This is a genomic window from Arthrobacter sp. UC242_113 (assembly GCF_044054585.1).
GTDB lineage: Bacteria > Actinomycetota > Actinomycetes > Actinomycetales > Micrococcaceae > Arthrobacter.
Map to the genome: position 1 here is coordinate 4,572,553 of NZ_CP171968.1, position 11,813 is coordinate 4,584,365.

Here is an 11,813-nt window from a genome sequence, read left to right on the forward strand (position 1 = left end):
ACCGGGGCCAAACGCGGAGACGGGGGGATTTGAACCCCCGGTGGAGTTGTGCCCCACACTTCATTAGCAGTGAAGCCCATTCGGCCGCTCTGGCACGTCTCCAATTGCTATTCCTAGCCCACCAAGGATACGCAGAACCGGCCATCCAGTGCAAAACGGCCGGGGCGGCCCGCCAAAAGGAGGCGACGCGAAAACCCCCAACCGGTGACGCGAATAACTCCGAGGCGGTTGCAACGAAGTCCCGGGGTCAGGCCGTGCCTTCTGCCAGCGCCTTCCACAGGAAGTGCTGGCTGCGGCCCTGGAGCGCGGCGGCCTGCCGGTTGTCCGAGGCACCGGCATGCCCGCCCTCCAGCGCTTCGTGGAACCAGACGTTGGGGATGCCCATGGCCAGCATGCGCGCAGCCATCTTCCTGGCCTGCACGGGACCCACCCTGTCGTCGGACGTTGCGGTCCAGATGAAGGTTTCCGGATACTCCACGCCGTCCTTCAGCTGGTGGTACGGGGAGAAGGTCCTGATGAACTCCCAGTGGTCGGGCAGGTCGGGGTCGCCGTACTCGGCAATCCACGAGTGACCCGCCGACAGTTTGGTGTACCGGCGCATGTCCAGCAGCGGGACTCCGCAGGACACCGCGCCGAACAGTTCGGGATACCGCGTCAGCATGTTGCCCACGAGCAGTCCGCCGTTGGAGCCGCCGACGCAGCCGAGACGCTCTCGGCTGGTGACGCCCCGGGAGACCAGGTCCCTGGCCACCGCCGCAAAGTCCTCGTAGGCGCGGTGCCGGTTTTCCTGCAGTGCGGCACGGTGCCAGGACGGGCCGTATTCCCCGCCGCCGCGGATGTTGGCCACAACGTACACGCCACCCCGGCTGTGCCCCTCCGCAAGGCCGTCGCCGGGAACTGCGGCCGTCCGCCGCTCCAGCCACGCCCGGCCGATGGTGCCGCTGTACGCCGGCGTGCGCGAGACCTCGAAGCCGCCGTAGCCCGAGAGCTGCGTCGGGTTCTGCCCGTCGAGTACCAGGCCGCGTGTGGCCACCTGGAAGTACGGCACCTTCGTGCCGTCCGCCGAGACGGCGAAGTGCTGCTGCACCTCATAGTCCGCTTCATTGAAGAACGACGGCGACGCCTTCACTTCCGCATGGCTGCTCACCACGCCTGCCACTGACGTTTCGCTGGAAGACCCGCCGGAAGTCCCGCCGTCGGCAGCGGCAGTGGTGAGTGTCCCGCGGGTCAGGGTGCCGCGGGTCAGGGTGCTGGGCGTCGTGAAGCCGGTGGCCACGAGCCAGAAGTCGTCCCCGCACCCGCCTTCCGCCTCGTCCTCGTCATCCACGGCGAAGGCATTGACGTCGTGCAGCGGCGGGCAGGCGTCGAGCAGCGAGGACCGCCACGAGTCGGCAGGATCCAGCACGCGGATTTCCGAGGACACGTCCTTCAACAGGTTCAGCAGCAGGAAGTTCCGTGTCCAACTCCAGGACTGCAGGGACGTGTGTGCGTCCGGGGCGAAGAGGACCGTCAGTTCGCGCTCGCCGGCCAGGTAAGCGCGGAAATCAGCGGCGAGCAGGGAACCCGCCGCGTAGGTGGTGCCGTTCACCGTCCAGTCGCGCTGCGGCCTGAACAGCAGCCACTCCCGGTGCACGCCCGTGTTCACGTCGGTGGGAACGTCCACGGGCACCCAGTCTCCGTCCTGCAGCACGGAGGTGCGGCGGTTGAAGAAGTCGATCCAGTCCACCGCGAACGTCCGCTCAAGGCCGGGCGTGGAGTCGTGGGCCACGATCGCCATCATGTGGTCCTCGGGGATCTCGAAGATGCGCGGCGCATCGGCCAGGGTCTGGCCGCGGCGCAGCCGCACGGCGGTCCGGGCGTACGAGGACGCCGTGCGGGGCAGATCCGCTGCGGTGCTGGCGACCAGCAGCGTGTCCGCATCGAGCCACGAGACGTTTCCCTTGGCCGTCGGCAGATCAAAACCGCCGGCAGCGGGATCAACGAAGGCACGGGTCTCGACGTCGAACTCGCGGTAGCGGTTGGCGTCGCCGCCGTCAGGGGAGAGCGCCACCAGGGCGCGCCGGTACGGCTGCCCTGGTTCCGGGCGGAGCAGGTTTGCGCCATGGAAGACCCATTCCACACCGTCGGCGGCCGCCAGGGCATCGACGTCGAGCAAGACGTCCCACTCCGGGGCGTCGGTGCAGTAGCTGTCCCAGCTGGTCCGGCGCCACAGGCCCTTGGGGTTCTGCCGGTCCTTCCAGAAGTTGTAGTACCACTCGCCGTGCTTACTCACCATGGCGATCTTGTCCGTCGAGTCCAGCACCTCGAGGATCTCGCCCTCGAGCCGGGCGTAGTCCGCGTCCTCGAGCAGGTCCTCGGTGCGGGCATTCTGCTCGCGCACCCAGGCCAGCTGTTCCTCGCCGTAGATATCCTCCAGCCAGATGTTCTCGTCAGTGGGCGCGGGCGCTGTCTCTGTGGGGACGGCGCCCGACGCGGGGGCAGAATCAGCTGCAGTGGTGGTCATGCGCCCATCCAAACAACATCCCCGCTCAGCTAGCAAGTCACATGCCGATACTCTGGAAGGCGTGGTTATTTCGCAGAGCATCCGGACGGCGCTGATTGGCGCCGGGCCGAGGGGTACCAGCGTGCTGGAGCGGCTGCTCGCCAACTGGTCCGCCGCCCGCCCTGCCGGAGCCCGCCTGCACATCGACGTCATTGATCCGTTTCCGGCCGGCCCGGGGCATGTCTGGCAGCCCGGCCAGTCCCGCCTCTACCTGATGAACACGCAGTCGTTCTACCCCACGCTGGTTCCCGAGGACACGGGGCTGGCCGCGCCTTTGGCCGGCACCACGTTCGACCGCTGGCGCACAGCCCAGCAGCGCAGCCCCCTGCCGGAGCTCACCGATGACGAGCGGGCGGAGCTCGCCGTGCTGGGATCCGGCGACTTCCCCAGCCGCGCCATCTACGGCCGCTACCTGCGGTCCACTCTCGAGGAGCTGCTCGCCGCGCTGCCCGACGGCGTCACGATCGAGATGCACCAGGCGACGGCTACCGCCGCGCGCCGGCAGCCGGACGGAAGGTTCGAGGTCGAACTCGACAGGAGCGGACTGGACAGAGGCGGACAGAACGACGGCGAACCCGACGGCCGCGAACCTGACGCCGGCGGGACCCTCACCGTCGATTCCGTCGTCCTCGCACTGGGCCACCTCGCGTCCCGGCTCAGCCCCGAACAACGGGAGCTGCAGGCTGCCGCCTCCCAATTCGGGCTGCGCTACCTTCCGCCCGCCGTCCCGGCCGACGTCGACTGGAGCGTGATTCCGGCCCAGGAACCGGTGCTGGTCCGCGGGATGGGCCTGAACTTCTTCGACGTGATGGGCCAGCTCACGGAGGGCCGGGGCGGGAAGTTCGTGGAGGCGGGGGACGCCCTCGAGTACCTGCCCTCGGGCCAGGAGCCGATCATCTTCGCCGCGTCGAGGCGCGGAACGCCGTACCGGTCCAAGGCCACTCTCGCAGGCTACTACCCGGCGTCGGTCACGCTCCGCTATTTCACCGGGAAAGCGCTGCAAAGGTTCGCGGCCGCCGGAATTGTTCCGGCCTTCGACCACGACCTCTGGCCGCTGCTGCACCGGGACGCGCTCTGGGCCTACTACACGACGCTGCTGCGCTCGCAGCCGGACGCCGTGCAGGACCACGCCGTGTTCCTCAAGGAGCTGGACGAGGCCCTGCACCCGCATGCCCACAGCACCGGCCGGTGGGAAGCGGACTTCAACGCCGTCGTCGGCCGCCATGTCCATCCGGGCAGCAGGCTGGACCTGCGCGGCCTCGCCGCCCCGCTGTCCGGGCGGAGCTTTGCGTCACGTGCCGAGCTGGATGCCGCCGTCGTCGAGTACCTCGACGACGATGCCCGCCGCTCAGCGCTCGGCGAGGACGACCCCGTCAAGATGGCCATCGGCGCGCTGCACCACGGCCGCGCCGTGCTGAAATCGGTGGTGGCCGACGGCGGGATCACCGACGAGTCATGGGTCGCCGGGCTGCGGGGCTGGTTTGAGTCGCTGGTGGAGGGCCTCGCCAGCGGTCCTCCGGCGCTGCGCGCCGAGCAGTTGGCGGCTCTGGCACGCGCCGGAATTGTCAGCTTCGTGGGCCCGGATCCCAAGTTCGGCGTGGCCCGCGGGAAGCGCACCTTCACCGCCGCCTCCCCGTGGGTTCGGGGCGGTGCCGCGGAAGCACACACGCTGGTGGAGGCGCTGGCACCGGCCAACCGGGTGGCCCTCAACGAGTCCCCGCTGCTGGAGCAGCTCCTCACTGACGGGCTCGTCCGGCCGCGGACCATGATGACCGTGGAAGGCACCCCGGTGCAGTCCTCCGGGCTCGACGTCCGCCCGCACCCGTACCGGCCGGTTGCGGCGAACGGCGAGGTCACGGACCGGATGTACGTGCTGGGGCTGCAGCTCTCGGCCACGCAGTGGGGCACGGCCATTGCCGCCGAGGCGGCTCAGCACGCCGGTCCGGTGTACCCCAGCGGGCAGCGCACGCTCCGCGACGCGGACGAGATCGCCCGCGCCATCCTCGGCCTGCCCCCGGCCCCCAACTTGTCATCAGCTCCTGTCGCCTGATCCCCAACGCGTCCTCACCTCCTGCCGCCTGATCCCCAACGCGTCCTCAGCTCCCGGCGGTATGCCGCCCCTCGGGCGAACACAAAAGTGCCGGCTGGCAGCTTTTTGCGAAGCTGCCAGCCGGCATCCACTCGGCGAACGTGGCTACAGGGCGCCCTGTCCGCCGGTTTCGGCGTCGCCCGCGTTGCCCTGGCCCGTGTCGGCCACGAGCTTGAACCTCGCCCCGGTGGGGTCCGTCAGCGTGGCCAGCCGGCCGTGGGGTGTGTCATCAGGTCCGTCAAGGACCGTCGCACCCAAACTGACGGCCTTGTCAATGGAAGCGTCAGCGTCCTCCACCGCGAAATAGACCACCCAGTTGGAGGGGACTTCGGCGGGAAGGTCGGCCGACGCGTCATAAATCCCGGCTTTCGCCTCCCGGCCGGCGCCCAGGGTTGTGTACCGGAACTCCGGGGTGTCGCTCATGACGTCAGTGTCCCAGCCAAACACGTCCTGATAGAACTTCACAGCGGCGGAGTAGTCCTTGGTGTGAAGCTCGTGCCAGGCCGGGGCGCCAGGCTCGCCAACAAGCTCATAACCGCGCATCTCCCGCGGCTGCCACACGCCAACCGTGGCTCCGGAGGCATCCCCGAAGAACGCCATGTGGCCCTGCTCGGGCACGTCCATGGGCTCCATGTACACCTGGCCACCGTTTGCGGCTACCGCCGCGGCTGTGGCGGCGGCGTCGTCTGACCACAGGTAGGTGGACCACATATCCGGCATGGCCGCCTGGTCCTCCTGCTTCTGCATGATGCCGGCAACGGTCTTGCCGTTCTTTTGGGCGGTGATGTAGCCGCCGTACTTTTCCTGGTCTCCGGTCTGGAAGTCCCAGCCGAACAGTTCGCCATAGAACTGTTTAGCCTGGTTGGCGTCGGTGGTCATGAGGTCAACCCGACAGGGGGCGCCGGGCGTGGGTTCGGGCGTAGGCATGGTCTGCTCCTGGTGTGGTTTGCGGGACGTTCCCGCAGGTCATGGAGGTGCTACGGACAGAACCGACACTATGCCGGGGGTGTGACAGTTTCAATGGGGGTGAGACGGGGTGCGCTCAGCGCTGGTCCGAGTACGACGTGCCCGGCTCCTGGTCGTCGTCGGCCTCGATCCACTCGGTGAAGTCCTTCAGCGACATGCACCAGTAGTAATCCGAGTAGCGCAGGCTCTGTTTTTCAGCCTTGCCCATGACCTCGACCCCCCACATGCAACGGTGGATGCGGAATCTCCCTCCCGCGGTCGCGGGATAGAGCGGTGCTGATACAAGTGAACGCCTTCCGGTAAGGGCGCGCATCAGTGGCGCGTACTCGATTTCTGCCGGGCAGGTACTCGGATTACCTGTTTTCCGGCCCCGCGTCCGCACCCCTACTTGCTGGTGGAGAGAGCCACTACTTGCCTACGCAAAAGGCCGGCCAGACCAACCTTTCGATTGGCCCGGCCAGCCTTCAAAATGGCCGTCATTGCGGTGCTTTTCACACGGCGCCGGCCCCTGCGCGGAAGGTAAGAGATTCGAACTCTTGGTACGGGGTTACCGCACACTGGTTTTCAAGACCAGCTCCTTCGGCCGCTCGGACAACCTTCCCTAACTAGTAGTGTTTCATAGGCAGTTGGCTGCAACAAAAACCGCCGCGTGGCAGTTGTCGCCGCCGCACAGTATTTTTGGGGCAGGAATCAGCTAGAAATCGGGAGTTCGCCATGAAAGCCGTCTTTATCTCGGAGCCCGGCGGGCCGGAAGTGCTGGAAATCCGTGAGGTGCCGGCTCCGCAGCCGGGCCACGGTGAGGTCCTTATCGATGTTGTGGCGGCCGGCCTGAACCGCGCCGACGTCCAGCAGCGGAGGGGCTACTACCCGCCCCCGCCGGGTGCTTCGGAGATTCCCGGGCTGGAGGTGTCCGGCAGGATCGCGGGTTTCGGCCCCGGTGTCACCAAGCCGTTCTCCGTCGGGGACAAGGTGGTGGCGCTGCTGTCCGGCGGCGGCTATGCGCAGCAGGTCGCGGTGCCCTCAGAGCAGGTCCTCAGGATTCCCGACGGCGTGGACCTGGTCACCGCCGCCGCCCTGCCTGAGGTGGCGGCAACCGTGTACTCAAACCTGGTCATGACCGCGCAGCTGCAGCCGGGGGAGACCGTCCTGATCCACGGCGCCACGGGAGGCATCGGCACCATGGCCATCCAGCTGGCCAAGGCATTGGGGGCCACCGTGGCAGCCACCGCCGGCACCGACGAGAAAGTCGGCACCGCCAAGGCCTTCCTTGGCGCCGACATCGCCATCAACTATGCGGAGGAAGACTTCGCCGAGAGCCTGCGTGCCCAAAACGGCGGCAAGGGTGCCGATGTCATCCTGGACGTCGTGGGCGCCAAGTACCTGCAGAAAAACGTTGACGCCCTGGCGGACTATGGCCGGCTTGTTGTTATTGGGCTACAGGGAGGCGCCAAGGGGGAACTGGACCTCGGGCAGCTGTTGCGCAAGCGCGCGGCCGTCGTGGCCACGGCGCTCCGGCCCCGCCCGACAGCCGAGAAAGGCGTCATCATGACCGCGGTCAGGGAGTCCGTGTGGCCCCTCGTCGCCGACGGGCGGATCCATCCGCTGGTGGCGAAGACCTTCCCGCTGGACCAGGCCAGGGCGGCACACAAATATTTCGACTCCGGCGAGCACGTGGGCAAGGTCCTGCTGGTCATGTAGCGCCACCACACCGGCGTCCCGGTGGCGGTAGATACTCAGTATTGCCACGAAGAAGAACAAAGGCTAGGCTCGGGACATACGCGGTATGCACGCGTCTTGGGGGCGCGTGCATACCGCCGACTTCCAGCCAAGGAGCCAGATGTCCATCCGCCACAGCCTCCTCGCCCTCTTACAGGACCAGCCGCGTTACGGCTACCAGCTCAGGGTCGAATTCGAAGACCGCACCGGCTCCACCTGGCCGCTGAACATCGGGCAGGTCTACACCACCCTCGACCGCCTGGAACGTGACGGCCTCGTGAGCAACGACGGCGGTGATGGCGAAGGCCACGTCGTGTACAGCATCACCGAAGCCGGCAGGGCGGAGGTGCAGGGCTGGTTTGCGACACCGGTGGAACGCAGCAACCCGCCGCGGAACGAGCTCGCCATCAAGCTGGCGCTGGCCGTCACCCTGCCCGGGGTGGACGTCGCAGCCATCATCCAGGCCCAGCGCACCGCATCCATGCGTGCGCTGCAGGACTATACGAAGTCGCGGCGGGATACTGCGGCCAACCAGCGGGCGGCGGACACGGCCTGGCTGCTGGTGCTGGATTCGCTGATCTTCCAGACCGAGGCTGAGATCCGCTGGCTGGATCTGTGCGAGGCCCGCATGATGCAGCTTGCGCAGGCTGCCGGGGCGCGCAGCCACGCACGTAAACCGTCCAACGGGGTCACTGTGGAAGAGGCTGCCCCGCTCACGGCGGAGAACCGTCGGTGAGCGTGCAGGGGGCCCAGCAGGTCCTTGAACTCGCGAAAGTCAGCAGGACGTTCGGGCAGGGGGCCACGGCTGTGGCCGCCCTGCGGGATGTCGACCTCACCGTCAATGCCGGGGAATTCGTTGCGGTGATGGGCCCGTCCGGCTCCGGGAAATCATCCCTGCTGGCGCTGGCCGGCGGACTTGACCGGCCGACGTCGGGCGGTGTCTTTGTGGAATCAACGCCCCTGGCAGGGCTGGGACTGAACGCGCTGGCCCGGCTCCGCCGCCGTGCGGTGGGGTATGTCTTCCAGGACTTCAACCTGGTCCCGACGTTGTCAGCCGCGGAAAATGTTTCCCTGCCGCTGGAGCTCGACGGCGTGCCGGCCAGGAAGGCGCACCGGCAGGCGGCGGACGCCCTGCGGCAGGTGGGGATCCCGGAGCTGGCGCACCGGTTCATGGATGAAATGTCCGGCGGCCAGCAGCAGCGCGTGGCCATCGCGCGTGCCATCGTGGGAAACCGCCGGCTGATCCTCGCCGATGAACCCACCGGAGCGCTTGACTCCACCACCGGCCACGGCGTGATGGAGGTGCTCCGCACCCGGGCCGACGCCGGCGCCGCCGTCATGCTGGTCACTCACGAGGCACGCCACGCCGCGTGGGCGGACCGTGTGGTGTTTATCCGCGACGGCCGGATTGTGGACGAGGCAACGGCCATGCACGATCCCGCAGTTCTCCTGGCACCGGCCGGCTGAGATGGCCCTGGACCTCGCTCCTGTGCCCCGCGGCTGGTGGCACAGTTTCCGTCTTGCCCTCCGGATGGCACGCCGGGACATCAGTAGGCACCGCGGCCGCTCCCTGCTGATTATCCTGCTTATCCTGGTGCCGGTGGCCGGCATGACCGGCGCCGCGGCCCTGGCGCAAAGCATGCAGGAAACACCGGCGGAAAGGGTGCAGTACCAGCTGGGCAGCACGCAGGCACGGTTCCGCAGCATGCCCGCCTCCAACGCCGAGACCGTGCAGGATCCTGTGTTTGAGACGGCAACCATGACGCGGAATTTCACTGTTGATCCCGACTTCAAACCGCGGAATCCGCGGAACGCCATCCCCGCCGGCCATGAGGTCCTTACTGAAACGCAGCTGACGCTCACGGTCAGGGCTGAGGCGTCGCAGGGCGGCGCGTCCGACGTCCCCGTGATGGCCAAGGCCGTCGACGCCCTGAATCCCGCCTTCACCGGGAAGTACACCCTTCTGGAGGGGCGGCCCGCCGCCGCCCGTGATGAAATCCTTGTCTCGCCCGGAGCGCTGGAGCGCTTCGGGATCCGACTCGGGGACAGGCTGACGACGGCGGATGGCACCTTCGCCGTCGTCGGCACCCTCCGGGATGCCAGCTACTCGGACGGCAACCCCATCCTGTTCCTTAAACCGGGCCAGGCGGCAATGGACGGCCCGGCCGCCGAAGGGAACCCACTCGGCGAAACGATGTATTACCTCGTCGGTTCAGAACCCGTGACGTGGGAGAGGATCCGTGACCTGAACAGGTTCGGCATCGCCGTGCTTTCCCGTGCCGTGGCACTTGACCCGCCGGTCCCGTCGGGCGCTGCCGGGGGCCCCGGGACCATACCCGCCGCCGGCTACGTTGCCGCTGTGCTGATCGCGGCACTTGCCCTGCTCGAAGTGGGGCTCCTGGCCGGGGCAGCGTTTGCGGTGGGCGCCAAGCGCCAAGTCCGCGAACTCGCCCTGCTTGCCGCAAGCGGAGCGGAAGCACCCACCGTCCGTGCGGTGGTGACCGCCGCCGGGCTGTGGCTTGGAACTATCGCCGTGGTGGCCGGTGCCGTGCTGGGGGCCGGCGGGGCCGCCGCTGTGGTGGGCATAGCCAGGCATCTGGGCTCCGTCCGGTTTCCAGGGTTCCACCTGGACATTCTGCCCACTGCGGCGGCCATGGCCATGGGCCTGCTCGCATGTTTCCTGGCTGCGGTGGTTCCTGCCCGGCAGGTTGCAAGGCAGGCGGTGCTCGGCGCATTGAAGTCCGGCCGCGCACCGGCCGTTTCGGGGCCTTGGCCGGCGCGGGCGGGCGGTGGACTGTTGGTTCTGGCCATCACCTGCCTCGCGACAGGGCACATGCTGGGGCTGAGCGGCGACCTGGATGCCCGCGCCGCACGGATCCCCCTGGTTGCGGCCTTGCTCACCGGCGGCGCGGTCCTGGGCGTGGCAGCCCTCGTTCTGCTTACCGGGACATTCGTGAAAGTCCTGACGGCACACACGGCCTGGATGCCGCTCCCGTTGCGGATGGCCGCCCGTGACTCTGCCAGGAACCGGAGCCGCACGGTGCCCGCCGTGGCCGCAGTCCTCGCCGCCGCGACGCTGGCCAGCGCCGCGATGGTCCTCTCCGCCAGCCAGATGGAAGAGGCGAAGCGCACCCACATGTGGGCCGCGCAGGAAAACCAGGTCTCGCTGCCGCTGGAAACCGCGCTTGCCCAAACCGCAGGACTGGGCCCCGGCCAGGCCATCGACCCGGCTGCGGTGACCGCGGCGCTGCGGCGGGAGCTCGGCACCGTGCAGTGGACGCAGGTCCTGCAAGGGCCGGTGACGAGCAAGTGCGACATGCGGGTGCCGGCGGACGGATCCCTTCCCACCACCACAAAGGACGGTGTGGACTGCCGGCAATACAAGCTGGCCGTTCCGGCGGGCCAGGAATGCCCTGCCACGCCGCAGGGCCGAGTCCTGGACGGGCAGGACTGGCGGTGCAACGGATCGATGTTTCCTGCCGGCGTCGCCAGCCAGCTTCCGCAGCTGGTGGTTGGCGGCGTCGGCGAGCTGCGGTCCCTGCTGGGCCGGGAACCCAGCCCTGCCGCGGAGGCGGCACTGAACAGCGGCGGGATGGTGGTCAGCAACCCGGTCTTCGAAAAGGACGGGGTGACCACCCTTCAGTCGTACGACGTGCGCCAATCCCTTTCCGGCCCCGGTTCAGCGGTTGATTACAAGCCCCTGAGCAACACGGCTCTGCCCGCCGTCGTGGACGCCCCGGACGTGCCGGTCCCGTACTACGGCGTCATCCCTCCGGGCACCGCGTCCAGGCTGGGGATCCACTTCGACAACTCCGTACTGCTCGCCCAGCTGTCCGCCTATCCGGAAGCTGCCGAGCAGGACAGGGCGTCAGCTGCCCTGGCGCACGTCTACCGAATCCAGGCCATGGGTTTCTACGTTGAGCCGGGCGCGGACCGTACCGGGTCCGAACTGCTGTGGCTGATCGTCGGCACCAGTGCCCTCATCACGCTCAGCGCGGCCGGAATCACCACGGGCCTGGCGCTCGCCGATGCCCGGGCGGACCACATGACCCTGGCTGGCGTCGGGGCGCCGCCGCGGCTGCGGAAGGCCCTGGCAGGCGCGCAGTCGCTCATGACCGCTTCGCTCGGAACCTCCCTGGGAGTGGCCGCCGGGGTGGTGCCCGCAGTCCTGCTCATCGGGGCCACCCGGATGTATGCAGAGTCCGTGGTCCCGTGGATGCCCTTGCTGGCCCTGCTCGTTGCCGTGCCGCTGACCGGCAGCGCACTGGCCTGGGTCTTCGCTCGTGCCCGCCTGCCCGTGTCCCGGCGAAGCGCCGGCACCTGACAACCGCTCCTGGCAGCCGCACTGGACCCCTGGAGCGGACGACGGCGGTGCAGGCCAGCGCCGTCCGCTCACCGCAGCGCAGCGTCCGTTCATCGCGGCGCAGCGTCCGCTCGGCGATTCCTCCGGCAGCACTCCGCAAATGGCCGCGGTTGCGGCCCTACCCGTTGGTAGGGTGC

The 11,813-nt window shown here is 68.3% G+C and carries 8 protein-coding genes and 2 tRNA genes; 5 read left to right on the forward strand and 5 right to left on the reverse strand.

Going from position 1 to position 11,813, the window contains the following annotated elements:
• Window positions 1-14: 14 nt before the first annotated feature.
• Both ACHMXB_RS20895 and ACHMXB_RS20900 read right to left on the reverse strand, forming a co-directional pair.
• Window positions 15-102: transfer RNA gene (locus tag ACHMXB_RS20895), tRNA-Ser, on the reverse strand.
• 145 nt (window positions 103-247) lie between these two features.
• Window positions 248-2,503, reverse strand: coding sequence for a prolyl oligopeptidase family protein (locus ACHMXB_RS20900; RefSeq protein WP_395401567.1), 2,256 nt, complete (start codon window positions 2,501-2,503; stop codon window positions 248-250).
• Window positions 2,504-2,564: 61 nt separating this feature from the next.
• On the opposite strand from ACHMXB_RS20900, the gene ACHMXB_RS20905 reads away from it, so the two are divergent.
• Complete coding sequence (locus ACHMXB_RS20905) at window positions 2,565-4,592, forward strand: FAD/NAD(P)-binding protein (protein ID WP_395401569.1); 2,028 nt, start codon at window positions 2,565-2,567, stop codon at window positions 4,590-4,592.
• Between the two features lie 144 nt (window positions 4,593-4,736).
• Here ACHMXB_RS20905 and ACHMXB_RS20910 read toward each other — a convergent pair whose 3' ends face one another.
• From ACHMXB_RS20910 to ACHMXB_RS20920, 3 genes are all read right to left on the reverse strand, one after another.
• The gene (locus ACHMXB_RS20910) at window positions 4,737-5,558 is read right to left on the reverse strand and encodes a VOC family protein (RefSeq protein WP_395401571.1); all 822 of its coding nucleotides are present in this window, start codon (window positions 5,556-5,558) and stop codon (window positions 4,737-4,739) included.
• A gap of 115 nt (window positions 5,559-5,673) precedes the next feature.
• A complete protein-coding gene (locus ACHMXB_RS20915) occupies window positions 5,674-5,805 on the reverse strand; it encodes a hypothetical protein (protein WP_284691168.1) in 132 nt (43 codons plus the stop codon).
• A gap of 305 nt (window positions 5,806-6,110) precedes the next feature.
• A tRNA-Ser gene (locus tag ACHMXB_RS20920) sits at window positions 6,111-6,198 on the reverse strand.
• Window positions 6,199-6,311: 113 nt separating this feature from the next.
• Between ACHMXB_RS20920 and ACHMXB_RS20925 the strand changes: the two genes are divergently transcribed.
• The 4 genes from ACHMXB_RS20925 (at window position 6,312) to ACHMXB_RS20940 (ending at window position 11,637) form a co-directional block, all read left to right on the forward strand.
• Window positions 6,312-7,295 carry an NAD(P)H-quinone oxidoreductase gene (locus tag ACHMXB_RS20925; RefSeq protein ID WP_395401573.1) on the forward strand — a complete coding sequence of 328 codons (984 nt, stop codon included), beginning with the start codon at window positions 6,312-6,314 and terminating at the stop codon, window positions 7,293-7,295.
• Window positions 7,296-7,434: 139 nt separating this feature from the next.
• Window positions 7,435-8,049 carry a PadR family transcriptional regulator gene (locus ACHMXB_RS20930; RefSeq protein ID WP_395401574.1) on the forward strand — a complete coding sequence of 205 codons (615 nt, stop codon included), beginning with the start codon at window positions 7,435-7,437 and terminating at the stop codon, window positions 8,047-8,049.
• A complete protein-coding gene (locus ACHMXB_RS20935; RefSeq protein WP_395401575.1) occupies window positions 8,046-8,780 on the forward strand; it encodes an ABC transporter ATP-binding protein in 735 nt (244 codons plus the stop codon). Before ACHMXB_RS20930 ends, ACHMXB_RS20935 begins: the two co-directional genes overlap by 4 nt.
• A 1-nt stretch (window position 8,781) precedes the next feature.
• Window positions 8,782-11,637 (forward strand): FtsX-like permease family protein, encoded by a 2,856-nt coding sequence (locus tag ACHMXB_RS20940; protein ID WP_395401577.1) that lies wholly within the window; start codon window positions 8,782-8,784, stop codon window positions 11,635-11,637.
• Window positions 11,638-11,813: the final 176 nt, after the last annotated feature.

Coding starts and splice junctions, on each gene's coding strand:
- ACHMXB_RS20900 (WP_395401567.1), bottom strand. CDS start 2,503: ATGACCACCACTGCAGCTGATTCTGCCCCCGCGTCGGGCGCCGTCCCC.
- ACHMXB_RS20910 (WP_395401571.1), bottom strand. CDS start 5,558: ATGCCTACGCCCGAACCCACGCCCGGCGCCCCCTGTCGGGTTGACCTC.
- ACHMXB_RS20915 (WP_284691168.1), bottom strand. CDS start 5,805: ATGGGCAAGGCTGAAAAACAGAGCCTGCGCTACTCGGATTACTACTGG.
- ACHMXB_RS20925 (WP_395401573.1), top strand. CDS start 6,312: ATGAAAGCCGTCTTTATCTCGGAGCCCGGCGGGCCGGAAGTGCTGGAA.
- ACHMXB_RS20930 (WP_395401574.1), top strand. CDS start 7,435: ATGTCCATCCGCCACAGCCTCCTCGCCCTCTTACAGGACCAGCCGCGT.
- ACHMXB_RS20940 (WP_395401577.1), top strand. CDS start 8,782: ATGGCCCTGGACCTCGCTCCTGTGCCCCGCGGCTGGTGGCACAGTTTC.